Below are 20,257 nucleotides of genomic sequence, written 5' to 3'. Positions count from 1 at the left end.
CGCAAATGGCGGCGGCTTGCGCGGTGCGGCAATGCGGTCCTAGGCTGCGTCGCGTTCGGCGATGGAAGGCCTGATGCCCCTGCGTTTTACTCTGCGGCAGCTGGAATACCTGGTCGCCGTGGGCGAGGCCGGGTCGGTGACCCATGCAGCCCAGCGGTTGAACGTCTCGGCACCCTCGGTCTCTGCCGCCATTGCCCAATTGGAGGCCGAGTTCGGCCTGCCGCTGTTCGTGCGCCGGCACGCCCAGGGCGTGGCCCCGACCCAGGCCGGCCGGCGCTTTGTCGACGAGGCACGGGCCGTCCTGCACCAGGCCGCCCGGTTGAGCGATCTGGCGGCCGACGTCACCTCGCAGGTGCGCGGGCCGCTGGCGGTCGGCTGCATGACGACGCTTGCCCAGATCGTCCTGCCGCAACTGCGCCGCAGCTTTGCCGACCGCTATCCGCAGGTCGAGTTTCACCAATCCGAGGGCAGCCAGGCCGTGCTGATCGAGGGGCTGCGCGCCGCGACCGTCGACATCGCGCTGAGCTTCGATATCGGCCTGCCGGTGGACCTGGCCTTCTCGCCGCTGGTGTCGCTGCCGCCCTATGCGGTGATGGCGCCGGATCATCCTCTGGCGGCGCGCGCCTCGGTCGCGGTCGAGGATCTGGCGGTGCATCCCATGGTGCTGCTGGATCTGCCGATCAGCGCCGAATATTTCATGTCGTTCTTTACCAACCGTGGCCTGCGCCCGGTGATCGGCGAGCGGACGCGAGATCTGGCCCTGATGCAATCGCTGGTCGCAAACGGCTTTGGCTATTCCATCGGTAATATCCGTCCGGCCTCGACCAGCGCGCCGGACGGCAAGCCGCTGTGCTTCGTGCCGCTGACCGGCCCCGTCCCGCGCATCCACCTTGGGCTGACACGGGTCGCGGGCCGGGTCGCCTCGCGCACCGTGCGCGCCTTTGTCGAGCACGCGCAGGAGCGCATCTCGGCCGAGACTGCGCCGGGGCTGATTCTGCGACCCCGGCGGCCCGGGGACGCGGGCTGAGTTATGCCTGCCGGCGAACCTGCTGAAAGCCGGCGGTGGTGGCGTAACCACGCACCCAGGCCTCGCGCTCGGCCGGCGTCATGACCGCGTCGAGGTCAGTGAACCCGGCGGGCGCGCGCTTTTCGACCTCATCAATGACACCTTCGGGTCCGCCCTTGCGGTTCATCAATACGACCTGGGCCGTCATGGGCCTGCGCTCGGCGTCATAGGCCCAAAGGGCGGCGCGGGGATGCTCGGCCGTGGCCAGCCGGTCGGCAAGGCAACGCGCGTCCAGCATCGCCTGGCTCGCGCCATTGCTGCCGACTGGATACATCGGATGGGCGGCATCCCCCAGCAGGGTGACGCGGCCAAAGCTCCACCTCGGCAGGGGGTCACGGTCAGCCATCGGATATTCGAACACCTCGGGCGTGGCGCGCACCAGCGCCTCGATATCAACATCGGGCAGGGCAAAGCGCAGCGCATGCGGCAGGACAAGCGACTTGGACGCGCGGCGCGACCAGTTGTCCGGCGGCGGCGGGCTGATAGCCGGGTCCTTGATGCGGACATTGACCACCCAATTCATCAACTGGCGGCCGTCCGCCTCGGGCGGGGATACGGGATAGAGGACGAACTTGCCCGCAAGCCCGCCGCCGATCGCCATGCTGACGCCATCACGCCACGGCGCCCACATGGTCGCGCCGCGCCACATGACAACCCCGTTCCAGGACGGCGGCCCCTCGGACGGGTAAAAGCCGCGGCGGCCGGCCGAATGGATGCCGTCGGCGCAGATCAGCACGTCGCCGCGCATCCCCTCGCCGGCAGCGCCGTCGATGGTGTCGGCGAACCACGCGGTCACGCCGCCCTCGTCCTGCACATGCCCGGTCAGCCTCCGGCCGGTGCGCACCGCGCCCGGCCCCAGCCGTTCCAGCACCGCATCCAGCAGCAGCTTTTGCAGCCGGCCGCGATGGATCGAGTATTGCGGAAACTCGTGCCCGGCATGGGTGCCGCGCAGTTCCTCCCACACCAACTGGCCGGCGCGGGTGTAATAGCCCAGGTGCCGGGTGCGGATGCCGATCCGATCCAGCGCCGGAGACAGGCCCAGCGCGTCCAGCTCGCGGATGGCATGGGGAAGGATGTTGATGCCGACGCCGACCTCGCGAACCGTCTCGGTCTGCTCGCACAGCGTGACGCGGATGCCGCGCGCGTGCAGCATCAGCGCCGTGGTCAATCCGCCAATGCCGGCGCCGGCGATCAGGACATGCATGTCAGGCGGCCTCGGGCGGCGGCAGGAAGTCGACCTCGTGCCGGGCCGAGACGGCGACCACATCGGCCGGGTTCGGCGTCGGCCCCAGCGCGTGGAGTGCCCAGAACAGGTCATAGAGCCGCCGCGTGGGCGAGACCCAGAAGAGGCACTTCACCGTGCTGTCCGTCTTGTTGAAGATGCCGTGCGGAATGCCCATCGGCAGGCGCACGAGATCGCCGGGCGTCGCCGAGGTCTCGACCCCGTCCAGCCAGAAGTCGAACCGGCCGTCGAGGATGTACAGGAACTCGTCCTGCGTCGGGTGGATATGCGGCGGCACGAAGGTGCCGACCGGAAAGGTCGCGTGCCAGGACATCGAACTGGGGGTGACGTGCTTGGGCACATAAGTCTGGCCGAGGATGTTCCAGGCCGTGCCGGCCAGCCCCTCCGACATCGGCGTGATGCCGGCGGTCATCGGGCCGGGCGCGGCGGGGGCCTGGTCGGTCGGCGACCAGGCGGGGGTGGTGCTCGATTGGCTCATGATGGGCCTCCGTTGGATTTCAGACATGCAGATGCCGCTCGGCCACGGCCGGGTCGGCGATCAGCGCGGCATTGGTGCCGGCCCAGACAACCCGGCCCTTTTCGATCACCACATGGCGGTCGGCAAAGCGGGTCAGGGCCGACAGGTTCTTGTCGATCACCAGGATCGCCAGCCCCTCGGCCTTGAGCGCGGCGAGACAGGACCAGATTTCCTCGCGGATCAGCGGGGCAAGGCCTTCGGTCGCCTCGTCCAGCACCACCAGTTGCGGGTTGGTCAGCAAGGCGCGGCCGATGGCCAGCATCTGCTGCTCGCCGCCCGAAAGCTGGTTGCCCATGTTGGCCCGCCTCTCCTGCAAACGCGGGAACAGGGCGTAGACCCGGGGCAGGGTCCAGCGGCGGGCGCCATCCGGCCCGGGGCGCTCGGTGGCGACCAGGTTTTCCTCGACGCTGAGCGAGGGGAACACCTGCCGCCCCTCGGGCACGAGGCCAAGGCCCGCACCCGCGATGCGGTGCGGCGCGGCCCCCGTCAGATCGCGTCCCATGACCGTGATTCGCCCGGCCCGCGGGCGCAGCAGGCCAAAGATCGACTTGACCGTGGTCGACTTGCCCATGCCGTTGCGGCCCATGAGCGTGACGACCTCGCCCGGCGCTACCGACAGATCGATGCCGTGCAGCACGCGACTGGCACCATAGGCCGCCTCGAGGCCTTGCACCTCAAGCATGTGCCGCCTCCTCGTCGCCAAGATAGGCGGCGCGGACCTGCGCATCGCCGCGAATCGCCTCTGGCGTGCCCGAGGCGATCAGCCGGCCATAGACCAGAACGGAAATCCGGTCGGCCAGCGCAAAGACCGCCTGCATGTCATGTTCGATCAGCGCGATGGTCAGCGTGCCGCGCAGCTCTTGCAGCAAGTCCACCAGCAGATCCGCTTCCCGCCCCGAGGTGCCCGCCAGCGGCTCGTCCAGCAGCAGCATGCGCGGACGGGTCGCCAGCGCGGTCGCAATCTCCAGCTGGCGATGCTCGCCATGGCTCATCGGGCCGGCGATACGGCCTGCCTTGTCGGCGAGGCCAACGGCATCCAGATAGCCCATCGCCTCGTCATTCAGGACCCTGTCGGCGGCCACTTGCGCGGCAAAGCGGAAGCTGCTGCCGCTGCGCGCCTGCACGGCGGTGGCGACGTTTTCCAGCACCGTGAAGGACGGCAGGATCGAGGTGATCTGAAAGCTGCGCGCCAGCCCCAGCCGCACGCGGGCCTGCATCGGCATGGCGGTGACGTCCTGACCGTCCAGCACGACCTTGCCGCTGTCGGGCGCGGTCTCGCCGGACAGTTGCGACAGCAGCGTAGTCTTGCCGGCGCCGTTGGGGCCGATGATGGCGTGCAATTCGCCCGGCGGGATGTCGAGGGTGACGCCGTCCGTCACCTTCAGCGCGCCATAGTTCTTTCGCAGGTCCCGCATGGACAGCATCGGTGTCATCGCCACCACCCCTTGGGCCGCAGGGCCGCCGCGATCAGCACCAGGCCAAAACCGAGGCGCCAGTGCTGCGTCAGGGCGGCCAGCCCCTCCTCGAAGCTCATGGCGGCGATCGCGCCGATGATCGGCCCGACCAGCGTGCCCGGCCCGCCGAGGACGACGAACACGATCAACTCGCCCGAGCGGTGCCAGTTCATCAGCGCCGGCGAGACAAAGCCTGCCTGGTTGGCCATGATAACCCCGGCGAGCGAGGTGACCGCCGCCGAGATGACATAGGCGGTCAGCCGGAACGGAAAGGGCGAGACGCCAATGGCGCGCATCCGCACCATGTTCTCGCGCGTGCCCATCAGCATCCGGCCAAAGCGGCTGTCGGTCAGCCGCCGGGCAAGGACATAGAGGACCGCGAGCAGCGTGACGGTAAAGAGGTAAAGCCCGGTGGTCGAGGCGAGCGCGCGTGTGCCGAGCAAGCTCGATCCGGCGGCAAGCTGGGTGCCGTCATCGCCGCCAAGCGCCGAGAAGGACACGAAAAAGAAGAAGGCCATCTGGCTGAAGGCGAGGGTGATCATGATGAAATAGATGCCGCGGGTGCGCATCCCGATGGCGCCCGTGACGGCCGCGAACAGCGCTGCCCCGGCCATGGCGGCCAGCATCTGGACCATGATCTCGGTCACGCCGGTGCGGGCGAGGATGGCGGTGACATAGGCGCCGATCCCGAGGTAGGCGGCATGGCCAAAGCTGACCATCGCGCCGTAGCCCAGCACCAGATCAAGGGCGAGTGCGGCGATGGCAAAGGCCAGGATGCGGGTGGCGACGCCCAGCATGAACCCCTCGCCCAGCGCGCCGAGGATCAGCGGCAGAACCAGCAGCAGCGCAAGCAGCGCCAGCGCCAGACGGTCTCGCCGGGCCATCCTCATGCCGGGCGACCAAACAAGCCCGCCGGACGGACGGCGAGGATCGCGGCCATCAGCAGATAGACCAGCATCGGGGCGAGGGTGCGCCCGGCCTGCGCGGCGGTCGCCGGGTCCATTATCTTGGCCAGCATCAAGGGCCCAAAGCTGCGGCCCAAGGTATCGACGCTGCCGACCAGCAGCGCCGCCACAAAGGCGCCGCGGACCGAGCCGATGCCGCCGATCACCACGACGACGAACGTGGTGATCAGCACCGCCTCGCCCATGCCGGTATCGACCGACAGCAGCGGCGCGACGATGGCGCCGGCAAAGCCGGCCAGCATGGCGCCAAAGGCGAACACCAGCGCGAACAGGCGGCCCACATCGACGCCCAACGCCGACAGGATGCCACGATGCGTCGCCCCGGCGCGCAGGCGCATGCCGATGCGGGTGTGACCGATGACCAGATAAAGGCCCAATGCCACCGCCAGGCCCGTGCCGATGATGACTAGTCGATAGACCGGAAACTGCACCCCGGCAATCAGCGGGACCGAGCCGGACAGCGCCGTGGGCATCGCGACCGAGAGCGGACTGTTTCCCCAGATCATACGGCAGACCTCGGTGACTGCCAGCACCAGGCCGAAGGTCGCCAGAACCTGATCGAGGTGGCTGCGCGCGTAAAGCGGTCGGAACAGCAACCGCTCCAGCACGAGGCCGATCAGCAAGGTTGCAGGCAGCACCAGCAGCAGCCCCAGCCAGAAATTGCCCGTGGCGGCGGTGGCGCTGACCATCAGGAAGGCGCCGAGCATGTAAAGGACGCCATGTCCGAGGTTGACGACATCCATGATCCCCAGGATCAGCGTCAGCCCGGCGGCGATCAGGAACAGCAGCAGCCCGTATTGCACCCCGTTGAGGAGTTGCAGGGCGAACAGGTTCAGCATCCGACCTCCCCGGTCGATAGTCCGATCACGTCAAATGCCGGCCGCCCCCGCGCCGGTCGGGCGGGGGCAGCCAACGGTTCCGTCAGCTTGCCGGCATCTTGCACTCGGATGCGTAGCTGTCTTGGTGATCGGTAAAGACCGTCTCGACCATCGAGGTGGCGTATTTCCCGTCCGGGCGCTTGACGGCCTTGGCGATGAACATGTCCTGGATAGGATAGTGGTTCGGGCCAAACTTGAACTTGCCGCGCAGGCTCGGGAAGGTCGCGGTTTCCATTGCCTTGGCCAATGCCTTGGCGTCGTCGACCTTGCCGCCCGTCTCCTTCAGGGCGGCGTCCAGCAGCAGCGCCGCGTCATAGGCCTGCATCGCGTAGGTGCCGGGGACGGCGCCGAACTTCGCCTCGTAGGCGGCGACGAACTCCTTGTTGCCGGGGGCGTCCATGTCCGGGGTCCAGTTGGTCGCCGACAGCATGTCCACGGCCGCATCTTGCTGGGCGGGCAGCGTGCTTTCGTCCACAGTGAAGGCCGACAGCATCGGGATCTTGTCGAGGCCGGCCTGGCGGTACTGCTTGACCAGGTTCACGCCCATGCCGCCGGGCATGAAGGTGAAGATCGCATCCGGCTGGAAGGCGGCAATCTGCGCCAACTCCGCCGAGAAGTCTAGCTGGCCCAGCTGCGTGTAGACCTCGCCCGCGACCCCGCCCTTGTAGCTGCGCTTGAAGCCGTTGATCGCGTCCTTGCCGGCCTGATAGTTCGGCGCCATCAGGAACACGTTCTTGTAGCCCTGCTTCTGCGCGTATTCGCCAGCCGTCTGGTGGATATCGTCGTTCTGATACGACGTTACGAAGAACAGCGGGTTGCAATCCTTGCCGGCGAGGCTGGAGGCCCCGGCATTGGTGCTGATCAGGATCTTGCCCGCGTCCACAACCGGCTTTTCGATCGCCATCAGGATGTTCGAGAAGATTGGGCCGACCACAACATCGACCTTGTCGCGTTCAATCAGTTCCTTGACCTTGTTGACGGCGACGTCGGGCTTTTGCTCGTCATCGGCCACGACCAGATCCACCGTGTCGCCACCCAGTTTGCCGCCCATCGTCTCCACGGCCAGTTGAAAGCCGTTGCGCGCCTGCTCGCCCAGCGCGGCCGCGGGGCCGGACAGGGTGTAGATCAGCCCGATCTTGACCGCGCCGTCGGCGGCAAGTGCGGGTGCGGCGACGGTCAGGGCGAGGGCGGCCGTTGCCCCGGCCAGCGTTGTCCTCAGCATCATCAGGCTTCCTCCCATTCCTCCCGGCGTCAGGGCCGGATATGTGTCATGCGTTCGGTCAGGCCGCATTTCAACGATCGGGGTTGAGTGGGAAGTGCGTGCAGGGACTGGCCCGGCCGCCGTTCTGCCCGTCTGTCCGACCTGTGCCTTGCGCCTGCCTGCCAATTCTTCGTGCTTGAACTATTTGACTGTTGCCGCGGCGCGGGCCTACGTCAAGCACGGCGTTTGTGGGCGAACACCTGAGGGCGCATAAATCGCTTGACCAAAAACTTACTAAATAACTAAGGTATCGGGACCGGCGGGCCAAGGCCGCCGAGTCAATGACCATTCTCAGCCGGAGACATGCGCATGACCCTGCATCTCGACCCCCGATACCTGAATCCCTCGCCCGAGGTCTCGGCCGCCATGCAGCAACTGCCCATGGGGGATGCCCTGCTGCCGCGCCATGATGCGCGCGGGCTGACCGCCGGCGGAAATCTGGCGGCCATCTGCCTGGACGGGCAGACTTATACCCTTCGCATCACGCGTCAGGGGAAGCTGATCCTGACCAAGTGAATCCGGGCTGCGCGACGCCCCAACTGTCAAAGTCCCGAGCCTGCCAGTGTGACTCCCCGCGCGCGCCGGCTCGCCCGGAACGTCGCTGCCCCGCCCTCACCCCTAGGCGCGCGCGGCGACGAGCCGGTCACTCTGCGGGAGCGGTTATCACACTCGCACGCGACTTGCGCCGCCAGCCGATTCGGCGCACCGCCAGATACAGCGGTGGCACCAGCACCGTCCCCAGCAGCGTCGACAGCGCCATACCGCCCAGCACCACGATGCCGATGGCGTTCTGGGCATTGGCGCCAACGCCGGTCGCGCGGGCCAGCGGAAGCACCCCGAGCATGAAGGCGAACGAGGTCATCAGGATCGGCCGCAGGCGCAGTCTCGCGGCCTCAAGCACTGCCTCCCGGGGCGATCTGCCGTCTTGCTCCAGCGCGCGCGCGAATTCGACGATCAGGATGGCGTTCCGCGCGGCAAGACCGATCGTGGTCAAGATGCCGACCTTGAAATAGACGTCATTGGCCTGCCCCAGGAATGCCGCGGCAAGGAAGGCGCCCAGAACGCCGACCGGAACCGACAGCATCACCGACACTGGCAGCAGCCAGCTTTCATACAGCGCTGCCAGGGCCAGATAGACGATCACCATCGACAGCGCATAGAGCAGCGGGGCCTGGCTGGTGGACTGCCGCTCCTGATAGCTGATGCCGGTCCAGGCAACGCCGTAGCCGCCGGGGATCTGGGCCGTGAGTTCCTCCATCACGGCCATCGCCTCGCCCGAGCTGATGCCCGTCGCCGGCGCGCCGCTGATCTGCTGGGCGGCCTGCCCGTCGATCCGCGACAGCCGCGGCGGCACCGAGACCCAGCGCGTGGTCGCGAAAGCGGGGAACGGTACCATCTCGCCCTGGTTGTTGCGGGCTGACCAGGCGTTGATGTCGGCCTCCTGCATGCGATAGGGCGCATCGCCCTGCACGATTACCGGCCTGAGCGCGCCGCTAAGGATGAAGTCGTTCACCTCCGAGCCGTTGAAGATGGTCGCCAGCATGGCGTTCACTTCGGTGATCGAGACGCCAAGGCTCTCGGCCTTCTGACGGTCGAGGTCGATGCGCAGCGCCCCTTCTGCCTCGGCGCCGCGCGCGTTGATGGATTGCAGGCGCGGGTCCGCCTCAGCCAGATCGATCAGCGCGTCAGTGGCGTTGTTCAGTTCGGCGGTGCCCGCGCCGGATTGGTCCGTCAGGTACATCTGAAAACCGGCAGTGTTGCCCAGTCCCTGGATCGCCGGCGGCTCGTTCGCGCGGACCGTGGCGCTGCGATAGCCGTCGAACGCCTTGTTGGTCCGGGCAGCGACCGCGCCGGATCGTAACTCGGGCGTGTTGCGCTCGGCAAAGTCGCGCAGCTTGACGAACATCGTCGCGTTGTTCGACCCGCTGCCGTTAAAGCCAAAGCCGAGCGCGGCGTAGACGGATGCGACGGCATTCGCCTCCTGGGTTTTCAGATAGTTCTCGACCTCGCCAACGGCGGCCAGCGTCTGCTCGCTGGTCGAACCTTCGGTCAGTCGCACCGACACCATCAGCGTCCCCTGGTCCTCGCCGGGGATGAACGACGGCGTGATCCGGCCATAGGCGAGCCACGCCAGAACGCAGACCCAGGCCAGCAAGACCAGTGCCAGCCACGGCCAGCCAGCGACGAAGCGCACCGCGCCCAGATAGCGGCGCGAGTTCCAGTCGTAGGCGGCGTTGAACCAGCGCGCCGGGGCGATCCGCCGCCCTGACGAGGGCCGCAGGATGCCCGCCGCCATCGCCGGTGACAGGATCAGCGCCACTAGTAGCGACAGCGACATGGCGCTGATGATGGTGACCGAGAACTGGCGGTAGATCACCCCGGCCGAACCGCTGACAAAGCCCATCGGCAGGAACACCGCGATCAGCGTCACGGCGATGCCGACCAGCGCGCCGGTGATCTGGCTCATCGATTTCAGCGTCGCATCGCGCGGGGACAGGCCCTCATCATGGATAAGCCGCTCGACGTTCTCGACCACGACGATGGCGTCATCGACGAGCAGGCCGATGGCGAGCACCATGGCGAACATGGTGATCGTGTTGATCGAATAGCCCATCAGGGCCAGCAGCCCCAGTGTGCCCGCCAGCACCACGGGCACCGCCACCAGCGGGATCAGCGTTGCTCGCCAGCTTTGCAGGAAGACGATGATGACCAGCACGACCAGCAGAACGGCCTCGGCCAGCGTGTGATAGACCTTTTGGATCGACTGCTCGACGAAGGGCGAGGTGTCATAGGCGATGCGGAACTCGACCCCTTCGGGCAGGGCGACCGCGATCCGCTCCAGCGTCGCTCGGACCGCGTTGGCTACGTCCACCGCGTTGGCGCCGGTCGCCATATTGACGCCAAAGCCCGCGGCCGGCTGGCCGTCGAAGCGCGAGTTGGCGCCGTAGGATTGCTGCCCGATCTCGATCCGCGCGACATCGGACAGATGGACCGCCGAGCCGTCCTCGCCGGTTTTCAGCAGGATCTGGGCGAATTCGTCGACCGTGGTCAGGTTCGACTGCGCAGTCACGGTCGCGGTGAACTGTTGCCCCGGCACGGTGGGCGACGTGCCAAGGCTGCCGACCGAAACGGTGGTGTTCTGCGAGCGCACGGCGGCGGTGACATCGCTCGGCGTCAGCTGGTATTGCGCCAGCCGAAACGGGTCCAGCCAGACGCGCATGGCATAGCCCGAGCCAAAGATGTTCAGCGAACCGACGCCCGGCGTGCGCTGAACCGGCCCGCGCACCGTCGCCTCGAGGATATCGCCCAGGCGGATCGTGTCGTAGCGCCCGTCGGTCGAGACGACCGCACCAACCATCAGAATAGAGGACGAGGACCGGCTGACGCTGACCCCGCGCGTCTGCACCGAATCCGGCAGCCCGTTGCTGATGCTGCTGACGCGCGCTTGCACCTCGTTCAGCGTCTCGGACGGGCTGACCGAATTGTCGAACACCAGTTGCAGGCCCCCCGAGCCCTGCGACGAGTTCGAGGTCATGTAGAGGAGGCCGTCAAGGCCGGTCAGCCCGTCCTCGATCACCCGCGTGACGCTGTTCTCGACCGCCTCGGCGGTGGCGCCGGGATAAGAGGCGTTGATGCGGATCGTGGTCGGGGCGATGTCGGGATATTGCGAGACCGGCAGGGTAAAGAAGGCAAAGCCGCCGATCAGGACGGTGACGATCGCCAGAACCCAGGCAAAGACGGGTCGAAAGACGAAGAAATGCGACATGGCCTAACCCTGCGCGCCGGGCGCGGCAGCGGCCGCGGGCGCGAGCCCGAGGGCCGCGCGCGCCCGCGCCAGCCAACCGCGCCAGCCCGTCCCCTCGGCGGTGGTGGGGGATTGTTGCGCGGATTGGGCCGGGGACGGGGGAGCGCCTGCGCCGGGACCGGGCGCAGCGGCGGCCTGTGTCGGGTTGGCGCCAGCCGCCCGGCCGGCCGCGATCTGTGTCGCGCCTGCGGACGTGGCTTGCGAGGTGCGGGCCGGACCCGTTCCGCCGGGCGCTGGCCCCCCTCGCTCGCCACGACGACGCCGTTTTCGTCCAGTTCCACCTCGGCCGCCTCGACCACCTGGCCGTCGCGCAAGTTGGCCAAACCGTCCACGATCACCCGGTCGCCCGCGGCGACGCCGTCGGTCACGGCCCAGGAGTTATTCCACGCGCCCTGTTCGGTCAGCATCACGCGATGCGCCCGGCCGCCCTCGGTCACCACGAACACTGCAAGACTGCCGTCCGGCAGCCGGGTCGTCGCACGCTGCGGGACAAGCACGGCGCGGATCGTGCCCAATGTGATTGCGACGCGCAGGAACTGGCCGGGCAGGATCATCCGGTCGGGATTGGCGAATTTCAGGCGCAGGTCCACGGTCCCGGTGGTTGGCGACACGGTCGAGCCGGTCGAGACGACCTCGCCCGTGCCGTCATAGACAGTGCCATCCTCGAGCGTCAGTTCCAGCTTGGGCGGCGTGATCGGGGTCATTACCCCCTGACGGATTTTCTGACGCGATTGCAGGACCTGGCTGCTGGAGGCCGCAACATCCACATAGACCGGGTCTACCCGGGTCACGGTCGCCAGCGCGTCCGCCTGATTGGCGGTCACCAGGCTGCCGATGGTCACCGCCGTCTCGCTGGTTATGCCGGCAATGGGGGCGGTGATGACCGCGCGCTCGCGCTCGAGCTCGGCGGTCTGGCGCTCGGTGCGGGACTGGATCAGGCTCGCTTCGGCCTGGCTCAGCGCGACCTCGGCGGCCTGCAGATCCACCCGGCTGACGCCCTTGTTCTCAAGCGTGCGATAGCGGGTGACGGTGGCCTGCGCGTTATCGCGGGCGAGGGTCGCGCCCTGCTCGGCTGCGCGCGCCGATTCAAGCGCCGCATCGAGGGTCTCGGTCTCCAGCCGGAACATCGGCGCGCCGGCCTCGATCGGGCGGCCGGGCTCGTAGGTGATGGCCTCGACAAGGCCGCCGACCCGGGGGCGCACGGTTGCGATCTCGTAAGCGACGGCGCGGCCGGGCAGGGTGACGATCTGCGGCACATCGCTGACCCCGGCGGTGACAAAGCCGACCTGCTTGGGCGCTGCGCTGCCCTGACGCGGACCACCCTGGCCGGGCGCCGGCTGGCCCAGCGCCACCGGGGCGGCGGGGACGATCAATGCCAATGCCGCGGCACCGGCCAGCAACAGGCGCGGGACGAAACGAAGGCGGGGCAAGGTCATCGGTCGGCAGATCCTGTCGGCGGGACGGCATCCCAAGTTGCGACAGGGCTGGATTGGTGTCGATGGCGGAAGTGTCGCCGTTTGTCGCAAAGAGGCGTGAGCGACGGCGCGACGCGGACAGTTAACGCCGAAAAGGCGACGTCACCCGCCCGCGACCTCCAGTGCCTCGATGGCACCCAGCCACAACGCCTCGGCCCGGGCCATCGCCTCGCGCGCCTCGACATGCTTGCGACCCCATTTCTCGGCCTCGGCCGGCGCGCCATAGACGGCCGGGTTGGCCATCTTGGCGTCGAGCTTGGCCAGCATCTCGTTCAGCTTGGCGATGCGGTCCTCGGCCCGGCGCACCTCTGCGCGCAGCTCCAGGATCTCGGCGCGGCCAGCCGTCGGGCGGGTGGGTGCGGTCCGTGCGGGCGGCGGCGCCTGCGGGACCTGGTCCGGCGAGGTCAGCAGCATCTGCCGGTAATCCTCCAGATCGCCATCCCAGGGGCGGACCTTGCCGCTGTCGACCAGCCACAGCCGGTCGGCCACCAGCCCCAGCAGATGCATGTCGTGGCTGACCAGCACCACCGCACCGGTGTAGTCGTTCAACGCCTCCATCAGCGCCTCGCGGCTTTCGATGTCGAGGTGGTTGGTCGGCTCGTCGAGGATCAGCAGATGTGGCGCGTCGATGGTCGCGATCAGCAGCGACAGCCGCGCCTTTTGCCCGCCCGACAGGGACCCGACCTTGGTCTCGGCCTGCGCTTCCATCAGGCCAAAGCCGGCAAGGCGGGCGCGCAGGCGCGGCGGCGCCTCGTTCGGGCGCAGCCGGCGGACATGGGCCAGCGGGGTTTCGGTCAAGTCCAGCTCGTCCACCTGATGCTGCGCGAAATAGCCGACGCGCAGCTTGCTGGACCGGGTGATCGTTCCAGCCATCGTGTCCAGACGCCCGGCCAGCAGCTTGGACAGCGTCGATTTGCCCTGTCCGTTGCGGCCCAGCAGGGCGATGCGGTCGTCCTGGTCGATCCGCAGGTCGAGGCGAGAGAGGACTGCGCGATCGCCATAGCCGACCGCCACGCCCTCCATGTTGATGATCGGCGGGGACAACTCGTCCGGCTGGGGAAAGGCAAAGCGGTGGAACTTGGCTTCCTCGGGCGCGGTGATCGGCTCCATCCGGGCGAGCATCTTGATACGGCTTTGCGCCTGCACGGCCTTGCTGGCCTTGGCGCGAAAGCGGTCGACAAAGCTTTGCAGATGCTCGCGCCGCGCCGCCTGCTTTTTCGCCTCGGCCGCCTGCAACGCACGGCGTTCGGCGCGGGCCCGGGCAAAGGCGTCATAGTTGCCGTTGTAAAAGGTGAGCTTTCGGTTTTCGACATGCAGGATGCCGCCCACCGCCCGGTTCAGCAGCCCGCGGTCGTGGCTGATGATGATGACGGTGTGCGGATAGCGCGCGAGATAGCTTTCCAGCCACAGCGCGCCCTCGAGGTCGAGGTAGTTGGTCGGCTCGTCAAGCAGCAGCAGGTCGGGCTGGGCAAAGAGGACCCCGGCCAGCGTCACGCGCATCCGCCAGCCGCCGGAAAAATCACTGGTCGGGCGGGCCTGATCGGCCGGAGGAAATCCGAGGCCCTGCAGGATCGAGGCCGCTCGCCCCTCTGCCGACCATGCGTCGATATCGGCAAGGCGCGCATGGATGTCGGCAATCCGGTGCGGATCGGTCGCGGTGTCCGCCTCGACCATCAGGCTCGCGCGCTCGGTATCGGCGGCGAGGGTGGTGTCCAGCACGCTCAGCGCGGTGCCCGGCGCCTCTTGCGCGACACCGCCGATGCGGGCGCGCGACGGCAGCACGATGGCCCCGCCGTCGAGCGACAATTCGCCCCGGATCAGTTTGAACAGCGTCGTCTTGCCGGCGCCGTTGGGGCCGACGAGGCCGACCTTGTGACCGTCCGGGATGACCGCGGTGGCGCCGTCGAACAGCGGCCGTCCGGCGATGGAATACGAGATATCGTCAATGCGCAGCATAGCCGGGGCCATGCCGCAAGCAGGGGCGCGGGTCAACCGGGCGCGGAGCGCCACGCTGCTCCCGCGCGGCCTCTTTCGGCGGCGCCCGCGCTCACCTAAGGTCACACCGTTCAGCCAGATGAGGGACAATCGCGTGACCGAGATTTTGATCGCCGGAGGGGCGGTGATGGGGGCGTCGGTGGCGTTCTGGCTGACCCGGCTGGACCCGGGCCTCAAGCCCCTGGTCATCGAGCCGGACCCGTCCTATGCCACCTCGTCCACGGCCCTGTCGGCGGCGGGCATCCGCAGCCAGTTCACCAATGCCGTCAACGTCGAGATCAGCCGTTTTGGCATCGATTTCATCCGCGACTTCGCGGCCGCGACCGGGCCGGCCGGCGGCGTGCCGGACCTTGGCCTGCGCGAGAACGGATATCTGTTCCTGACCGGCACCGCGACCGGCGCGCTGACGCTGGAAAACCTGGCCGCGATGCAGCGTGAATGCGGCGCTGCGACCGAGGTGCTGGACCCGGCGGAGTTGCGCCGGCGGTTCCCGTGGATGAATGTCGATGATCTTACCGCAGGCTCGTTCGGCCCAAGGGACGAGGGGTTTTTCGACAACATGGGCCTGCTCGCGGGCCTCAAGGCTGCGGCGCGCGCGGCCGGGGCGGTCTGGATCACCGACCGCGTCACCGGGTTCGAACGCGACGGCGACCGGGTCATTGCCGCGCAACTGGAAAAGGGCGGCAGGCGGCAGGCGGACGTGTTCGTCAACTGCGCCGGGCCCCGCTGCGCCGCGCTGATGCGCTCCATGGACCTCGACCTGCCAGTCGAGCCGCGCAAGCGCACCGTGTTCTTTGTCGACGCCCCCGAGGCGCGGCACCCGGACGCGCCTCTGATCTGCGATCCGCTCGGTATCTGGTGCCGGCCGGAGCATGGGCAGTGGCTGGCCGCGACCGTCCCGGCGACCGATGGCCCATGCGGAGAGGATGATTTCGAACCCGAGCACGCCCTGTGGGAGGACGAGGTCTGGCCCGCCCTCTACAATCGGGCCGAAGGCTTTGGCGCGGCCAAGGTGCTGCGTCTCTGGGCTGGGCATTACGCCTTTAACACTTTGGACCAGAACGCCATTCTCGGGCGCAATCCGCAGGTGCCCAACTTTTACCACGCGAACGGTTTTTCCGGCCACGGCCTGCAGCAGGCGCCCGCGGTCGGTCGCGGTATCGCCGAGCAGATCGTCCATGGCGACTGGCGCACCCTTGATCTGTCGCCGCTGGGGGTGCAGCGGGTGCTTGACGGACAACCTTTTGCCGAGGCGGCGATTGTATGACGGGACGGCCGGGATTTTGCGTGGCGATCGACGGGCCGGGCGCGGCGGGCAAGGGGACCATCGCGCGGGCCATCGCGGGGCGCTTTGGCTTTCACCATTTGGATACCGGGCTGCTCTATCGCGCGGTCGCGCTGAAGGGCGGCGATCCCGGCAGCGCGGCACGTGGCCTCAGCGCGGCTGACCTGGCCCGGACCGATCTGCGCAGCGCCGAGGCTGGACAAGCCGCCAGCCGCATCGCTGCCATTCCCGAGGTGCGGGCCGCGCTGCTGGATTTCCAGCGCCGCTTTGCCACCCAGCCGCCCGGCGCGGTGCTGGACGGGCGCGACATCGGCACGGTGATCTGTCCCGAGGCCGAGCTGAAGCTGTACGTGACAGCGGCCGACACCACCCGCGCCGAGCGCCGCGCGGCCGAACTGGGCGCCGATGTGGCCGAGGTGCTGTCCCAGTTGCGAGAGCGTGACGCTCGGGATGCCGAGCGCGCGACTGCGCCCCTGCGTCCGGCCGAGGATGCGGTTATCCTCGACACGACCACGCTGACAATCGAGCAGGCGGTGACGACTGCAGTCGTGCTGGTCGAGGAGCGCTGGCTGCGCGGTTAGGACGCGCAGGCAACTTGAGGGAATGGTTAGAGGTTACATGGGGCAGAGTTTTGTTCCGGCAGTGTTTTATCGCGGCGGCAGCTCCAAGGGGGTGATCTTTCATGCCCGCGACCTGCCTGATGACCGCGCCGAGATCGAGGCGATCCTGCTCGCCGTCCTCGGCAGCCCCGATCCGAATGGGCGGCAACTGAACGGCATGGGCGGCGGCATCAGCTCGCTGTCCAAGGCGGTGATCCTGGCGCCCTCGGATGATCCGGCGGCAGATGTCGATTACACCTTCGTGCAGGTCGCCGTGGATGCGGCGGAATGCGTATGGGACGGGGTGTGCGGCAACCTCGCCTCGGTCGTCGGACCCTTTGCAGTCGAGGAGGGGTTGGTGCCGCCCCCTGCCGATGGCGAGGCGCTGGTGCGTTTTCGCGAGGCGGCGACCGGCAAGATCATCTACTCGCGATTCCCCTGCGCGGACGGAGTGCCGGTGGTGCAAGGCGATTTCGTGATCGCCGGCGTCGCTGGGACGGGCGCGATGATCCGCCTCGATTACCGCGATCCGGGCGGGGCGATCACGGGGCGGTTGCTGCCGACCGGACAACTGACGCAGGAGCTGGTGCTGGCGGATGGCAGTTCGGTCGAGGTATCGCTGATCGACAGCTCGAACGCCTGCGTCTTCGTGGCCGCCGCCTCGGTCGGGCTGACCGGGACGGAATCGCCCGACGCCATAGAGGCGAGGGGCGAGGTCATGGCCCGGCTGGATGAGATTCGTCGCCGGGCCGGGGTGCTGATGGGACTGGCGGAAAGGCCCGACGCGCTGGGGCTGTTCAATCCACGCATCGCCGTCGTCTCGGCCCCGGCGGATTTCACCAGCCTCGACGGCACGCGGTGGAATGCGGGCAGCCATGATATCGCCACGCGGATGCTGTCGATGGGGCGCCCCCACCGCGCGGTGCCGCTGGCCAGCGCCCTCTGTCTCGGGGTTGCCTGCGGGATCGAAGGAACGCTTCCGAACCGTCTGGCGCGGACAGCGGCCGATCAGCCGGCTCGCGGCATGGTGCGTGTCGGCACGCCCTCGGGCGTCATCACGGTCGGCGCCGAGGTTGCGCGCGATGCGGGCGGTGAATGGCGGGCGATCAGCGCGGCGTCGTTCCGCACCGCGCGGCGGCTGATGCAGGGGCAGGTCGCCATCGACTGAACCAGCTGGCCTCAGTCTCGCAGGATGCGCGCCAGCAGCGGTGCACCCAGCAGGACCAGCACCAGCCGCGTCAGGTGATGGGTCACAACAAAGCCCAGATCGGCCCCTGTGATGATCGCCAGCATCGCCATTTCGGCCTGCCCGCCGGGCGAGAAGGCGAGGAAGGCCTCGACGGGATTGGCCAAGCCGGTCAGGGTCACGACTTCGGTGAAACCCGCGGCGATGGCGGCCAGCAGCAGCATGAAGGCGGTCGCGAGCAGGACCGTCCGCCGCAACTCGCCCAAGGTGATGCCGCTGTATTGCACCCCGATCCCGAGGCCGATCAGGAACTGCGCGCTCATCAGCGCCTCGCGCGGCGGGCGCATGTGGATCAGCCCGGCCAGCGTCAGCACTGCCGCCGCAATCATCGGCCCGAGGATCGCGGCGCCGAACAGCCCGGCCCGGTGGGCCACGCCCCATCCGACCAGTGCGGCAAGGGCCATCAGCGCCAGCTGGTCCAGAGGGATGGCAGCGGCGGGGGCGCCAATCGGGTTGGTCAGCGCCGCGCCGTAGCCTTGGGTCAGGACGATCGGCGCGACCACGACGATCACCAGCACCCGGGTTGCGTGGATCAGCGACAGCGCCCGCGGATTGCCCCCCGCGGCCTGACCAAAGATCACCATGTCGCTCGCCCCGCCGGGCATTGCAGCGAAAAAGGCGGTGACCCGGTCATAGCCCCCGAGGCGGCGAAAGAAGGGCACTCCGATCACGCCGATCAGGAGGATATAGACCGGCACGAGCGCGACCGATCCGGCCATCGACGGCACTCGCGCCAGCACAGTCGGGGTGAGCGACGCGCCGACCGCGACGCCCAGGATCGTGCGGGCCGCGACCGAGGCGCGGCTGAGGCCGCGCATTCGTGCCCCCGCCAGCGCCGCAATCAGGCAGGCGGCAAGCGGCCCGAACAGGAATGGCAGCGGCAGTCCGAGCGCCAGGAACAGCGCGACCCCCGATGCAGCGAGCACCACCGTCTGGGCACGAAGCATCGACCCTCAGACCGGCGGCAGCGTTCCCGCGCGCTGACGCGCCCGGTTCCAGTGCAGGGCCGCCGGAACAACGACGATCATCAGGGCGACGAACCACAACATGCCCGACAGCGGCGTCGAGACCAGCACCAGCGGGTCCCCCTGGCCGATCGCCAGCGCGCGGCGTAACTGCACCTCGGCCAGCGGGCCAAGGATCAGGCCGATCAACACGGGCGCGATGGGAAAGTCGAAAACCCGCATCAGATAGCCGAGGCAACCGATCAGGAACATCAGCGCGAGGTCCAGCCAGCTGTTCGCCGCGCCCCAGATGCCCACCAGCGCGAATACCAGAATGCCGCCGTAGAGCCATGGCCGGGGCACGAACAGCAGCCGCACCCACAACCCGACCAGCGGCAGATTCAGGACCAGCAGCATCAGGTTGCCGACGTAAAGCGAGGCGATCAGCGCCCAGACCAGATCGCCGCTGTTGATGAACAGCAGCGGCCCCGGTTGCAGACCATAGTTCTGGAACGCCGCCAGCAGGATTGCTGCCGTGGCTGAGGTCGGCAACCCCAGCGTCAACAGCGGCACCAGCACGCCAGCAGCGGAGGCGTTGTTCGCGGCCTCGGGGCCGGCGACGCCTTCGATGGCGCCCTGGCCGAACTCCTCCTTGTGGCGCGAAAGGCGCCGCTCCAGAGCATAGGACAGGAACGTCGGGATCTCGGACCCGCCGGCGGGCAGGGCGCCGATAGGAAAGCCGAGCGCCGTGCCGCGCAGCCATGGCATCCATGACCGCCGCCAGTCCTCGCGCGTCATCCAGATGCCGCCCGCCAGCGGGTTCAGCCGCGGCGGCGCGCTGGCAAAGCGGCTGGCGACATACAGCGTCTCGCCAATAGCGAAGAGCGAGACAAGCACCACCGTCATCTCGACCCCGTCGAGCATGTCCGGCAGGCCAAAGGTGATGCGCTGTACCCCCGTCTGCTTGTCGATACCCATCAGCCCCAGCGCGAGGCCGATGAAGAGTGCGATAAAGCCCCGCACCTTGGAACTGCCCAGCACCACGCTGACCGACAGGAACGCCAGCAGCATCAGGGCGAAATAATCCTGCGGCTTGAACAGAAAGGCCAGTTCGGCAATCGGGGGGGCGAGGAAGGTCAAGCCCAGCGTCGCGATGGTTCCGGCGACGAAGCTGCCGATCGCAGCCGTGGCCAGCGCCGCGGCGCCGCGCCCCTTGCGGGCCATCTTGTTGCCTTCCAGCGCGGTCATCATGCTGCCGCTCTCGCCCGGCGTGTTCAGCAGGATGGACGTGGTCGAGCCGCCATACATCGCGCCGTAAAAGATGCCGGCAAACATGATAAACGCCGAGGTCGGCGCGACATTCGCGGTAACGGGCAGCAGTAAGGCGATAGTTAGCGCCGGGCCGATGCCCGGCAGCACGCCCACGGCTGTGCCCAGGAATGTCCCGATCAGGGCCCACATCAGGTTGATGGGTTGCATTGCGATCGAAAAGCCGTGCAGCAGCTGGGTGACTGAATCCATGGC

17 protein-coding genes are annotated in these 20,257 nt (G+C 68.1%); 5 read left to right on the top strand and 12 right to left on the bottom strand.

Features of this window, described 5'->3' with window-relative positions; all coding sequences use genetic code 11:
* The first annotated feature begins 73 nt into the window (after nt 1–73).
* On the top strand, nt 74–1,027 hold the full coding sequence (locus DRW48_RS00155) for a LysR family transcriptional regulator (protein WP_114077240.1): 954 nt from the start codon (nt 74–76) through the stop codon (nt 1,025–1,027).
* A 1-nt stretch (nt 1,028) separates the two neighbouring features.
* Here the strand turns inward: DRW48_RS00155 and DRW48_RS00150 are convergent, their stop codons facing one another.
* From DRW48_RS00150 to DRW48_RS00120, 7 genes are all read right to left on the bottom strand, one after another.
* Nucleotides 1,029–2,270, bottom strand: coding sequence for a flavin-dependent oxidoreductase (locus tag DRW48_RS00150; protein WP_114074652.1), 1,242 nt, complete (start codon nt 2,268–2,270; stop codon nt 1,029–1,031).
* A gap of 1 nt (nt 2,271) precedes the next feature.
* Nucleotides 2,272–2,721, bottom strand: coding sequence for a cupin domain-containing protein (locus tag DRW48_RS00145; RefSeq protein WP_114077239.1), 450 nt, complete (start codon nt 2,719–2,721; stop codon nt 2,272–2,274).
* A gap of 85 nt (nt 2,722–2,806) precedes the next feature.
* Nucleotides 2,807–3,508, bottom strand: coding sequence for an ABC transporter ATP-binding protein (locus DRW48_RS00140; protein WP_114074651.1), 702 nt, complete (start codon nt 3,506–3,508; stop codon nt 2,807–2,809).
* Nucleotides 3,501–4,259, bottom strand: coding sequence for an ABC transporter ATP-binding protein (locus tag DRW48_RS00135; RefSeq protein WP_114074650.1), 759 nt, complete (start codon nt 4,257–4,259; stop codon nt 3,501–3,503). The genes DRW48_RS00140 and DRW48_RS00135 overlap by 8 nt, the downstream gene beginning before the upstream one ends.
* Complete coding sequence (locus tag DRW48_RS00130) at nt 4,256–5,164, bottom strand: branched-chain amino acid ABC transporter permease (RefSeq protein WP_241963307.1); 909 nt, start codon at nt 5,162–5,164, stop codon at nt 4,256–4,258. Before DRW48_RS00130 ends, DRW48_RS00135 begins: the two co-directional genes overlap by 4 nt.
* Before the next feature lie 2 nt (nt 5,165–5,166).
* On the bottom strand, nt 5,167–6,084 hold the full coding sequence (locus tag DRW48_RS00125) for a branched-chain amino acid ABC transporter permease (protein ID WP_114074648.1): 918 nt from the start codon (nt 6,082–6,084) through the stop codon (nt 5,167–5,169).
* Between the two features lie 82 nt (nt 6,085–6,166).
* On the bottom strand, nt 6,167–7,348 hold the full coding sequence (locus DRW48_RS00120) for an ABC transporter substrate-binding protein (protein ID WP_241963306.1): 1,182 nt from the start codon (nt 7,346–7,348) through the stop codon (nt 6,167–6,169).
* A gap of 402 nt (nt 7,349–7,750) precedes the next feature.
* Between DRW48_RS00120 and hemP the strand changes: the two genes are divergently transcribed.
* A complete protein-coding gene (hemP, locus tag DRW48_RS00115) occupies nt 7,751–7,900 on the top strand; it encodes a hemin uptake protein HemP (protein WP_241963484.1) in 150 nt (49 codons plus the stop codon).
* A gap of 127 nt (nt 7,901–8,027) precedes the next feature.
* Here the strand turns inward: hemP and DRW48_RS00110 are convergent, their stop codons facing one another.
* The 3 genes from DRW48_RS00110 to DRW48_RS00100 form a co-directional block, all read right to left on the bottom strand.
* The gene (locus DRW48_RS00110) at nt 8,028–11,150 is read right to left on the bottom strand and encodes a multidrug efflux RND transporter permease subunit (protein WP_114074647.1); all 3,123 of its coding nucleotides are present in this window, start codon (nt 11,148–11,150) and stop codon (nt 8,028–8,030) included.
* The gene (locus DRW48_RS00105) at nt 11,087–12,625 is read right to left on the bottom strand and encodes an efflux RND transporter periplasmic adaptor subunit (RefSeq protein WP_114074646.1); all 1,539 of its coding nucleotides are present in this window, start codon (nt 12,623–12,625) and stop codon (nt 11,087–11,089) included. The genes DRW48_RS00110 and DRW48_RS00105 overlap by 64 nt, the downstream gene beginning before the upstream one ends.
* Nucleotides 12,626–12,766: 141 nt before the next feature.
* Nucleotides 12,767–14,620 (bottom strand): ABC-F family ATP-binding cassette domain-containing protein, encoded by a 1,854-nt coding sequence (locus DRW48_RS00100; RefSeq protein WP_114074645.1) that lies wholly within the window; start codon nt 14,618–14,620, stop codon nt 12,767–12,769.
* Between the two features lie 133 nt (nt 14,621–14,753).
* Between DRW48_RS00100 and DRW48_RS00095 the strand changes: the two genes are divergently transcribed.
* The 3 genes from DRW48_RS00095 to DRW48_RS00085 are packed head-to-tail and all read left to right on the top strand — an operon-like array spanning nt 14,754 to nt 17,711.
* Nucleotides 14,754–15,926 carry an NAD(P)/FAD-dependent oxidoreductase gene (locus DRW48_RS00095; RefSeq protein ID WP_241963305.1) on the top strand — a complete coding sequence of 391 codons (1,173 nt, stop codon included), beginning with the start codon at nt 14,754–14,756 and terminating at the stop codon, nt 15,924–15,926.
* Entirely contained in the window at nt 15,923–16,525 is a 603-nt protein-coding gene (locus tag DRW48_RS00090; RefSeq protein ID WP_114074643.1) for a (d)CMP kinase, read from the top strand. Before DRW48_RS00095 ends, DRW48_RS00090 begins: the two co-directional genes overlap by 4 nt.
* 37 nt (nt 16,526–16,562) lie before the next feature.
* Nucleotides 16,563–17,711 (top strand): 2-methylaconitate cis-trans isomerase PrpF family protein, encoded by a 1,149-nt coding sequence (locus DRW48_RS00085; protein WP_114074642.1) that lies wholly within the window; start codon nt 16,563–16,565, stop codon nt 17,709–17,711.
* 11 nt (nt 17,712–17,722) lie between these two features.
* Here the strand turns inward: DRW48_RS00085 and DRW48_RS00080 are convergent, their stop codons facing one another.
* Nucleotides 17,723–18,736 (bottom strand): AbrB family transcriptional regulator, encoded by a 1,014-nt coding sequence (locus DRW48_RS00080; protein ID WP_114074641.1) that lies wholly within the window; start codon nt 18,734–18,736, stop codon nt 17,723–17,725.
* Nucleotides 18,737–18,742: 6 nt separating this feature from the next.
* Complete coding sequence (locus tag DRW48_RS00075) at nt 18,743–20,254, bottom strand: tripartite tricarboxylate transporter permease (RefSeq protein ID WP_114074640.1); 1,512 nt, start codon at nt 20,252–20,254, stop codon at nt 18,743–18,745.
* Nucleotides 20,255–20,257 lie beyond the last annotated feature (3 nt).

Origin of the sequence: Paracoccus suum, from assembly GCF_003324675.1 — a bacterium.
Lineage (GTDB): Bacteria > Pseudomonadota > Alphaproteobacteria > Rhodobacterales > Rhodobacteraceae > Paracoccus > Paracoccus suum.
Note: the sequence above shows the minus strand (reverse complement) of the source record. Positions and strands in the feature narration are given on the sequence as shown.

Excerpts from the sequence above, each read along its gene's own strand:
- DRW48_RS00085 (WP_114074642.1), top strand. The coding sequence starts at position 16,563 with ATGGGGCAGAGTTTTGTTCCGGCAGTGTTTTATCGCGGCGGCAGCTCC.
- DRW48_RS00135 (WP_114074650.1), bottom strand. The coding sequence starts at position 4,259 with ATGACACCGATGCTGTCCATGCGGGACCTGCGAAAGAACTATGGCGCG.
- DRW48_RS00130 (WP_241963307.1), bottom strand. The coding sequence starts at position 5,164 with ATGGCCCGGCGAGACCGTCTGGCGCTGGCGCTGCTTGCGCTGCTGCTG.
- DRW48_RS00105 (WP_114074646.1), bottom strand. The coding sequence starts at position 12,625 with ATGACCTTGCCCCGCCTTCGTTTCGTCCCGCGCCTGTTGCTGGCCGGT.
- DRW48_RS00145 (WP_114077239.1), bottom strand. The coding sequence starts at position 2,721 with ATGACCGCCGGCATCACGCCGATGTCGGAGGGGCTGGCCGGCACGGCC.
- DRW48_RS00075 (WP_114074640.1), bottom strand. The coding sequence starts at position 20,254 with ATGGATTCAGTCACCCAGCTGCTGCACGGCTTTTCGATCGCAATGCAA.
- DRW48_RS00140 (WP_114074651.1), bottom strand. The coding sequence starts at position 3,508 with ATGCTTGAGGTGCAAGGCCTCGAGGCGGCCTATGGTGCCAGTCGCGTG.
- DRW48_RS00120 (WP_241963306.1), bottom strand. The coding sequence starts at position 7,348 with ATGATGCTGAGGACAACGCTGGCCGGGGCAACGGCCGCCCTCGCCCTG.
- DRW48_RS00150 (WP_114074652.1), bottom strand. The coding sequence starts at position 2,270 with ATGCATGTCCTGATCGCCGGCGCCGGCATTGGCGGATTGACCACGGCG.
- hemP (WP_241963484.1), top strand. The coding sequence starts at position 7,751 with ATGCAGCAACTGCCCATGGGGGATGCCCTGCTGCCGCGCCATGATGCG.
- DRW48_RS00155 (WP_114077240.1), top strand. The coding sequence starts at position 74 with ATGCCCCTGCGTTTTACTCTGCGGCAGCTGGAATACCTGGTCGCCGTG.
- DRW48_RS00110 (WP_114074647.1), bottom strand. The coding sequence starts at position 11,150 with ATGTCGCATTTCTTCGTCTTTCGACCCGTCTTTGCCTGGGTTCTGGCG.
- DRW48_RS00100 (WP_114074645.1), bottom strand. The coding sequence starts at position 14,620 with ATGCTGCGCATTGACGATATCTCGTATTCCATCGCCGGACGGCCGCTG.
- DRW48_RS00090 (WP_114074643.1), top strand. The coding sequence starts at position 15,923 with ATGACGGGACGGCCGGGATTTTGCGTGGCGATCGACGGGCCGGGCGCG.
- DRW48_RS00125 (WP_114074648.1), bottom strand. The coding sequence starts at position 6,084 with ATGCTGAACCTGTTCGCCCTGCAACTCCTCAACGGGGTGCAATACGGG.
- DRW48_RS00080 (WP_114074641.1), bottom strand. The coding sequence starts at position 18,736 with ATGCTTCGTGCCCAGACGGTGGTGCTCGCTGCATCGGGGGTCGCGCTG.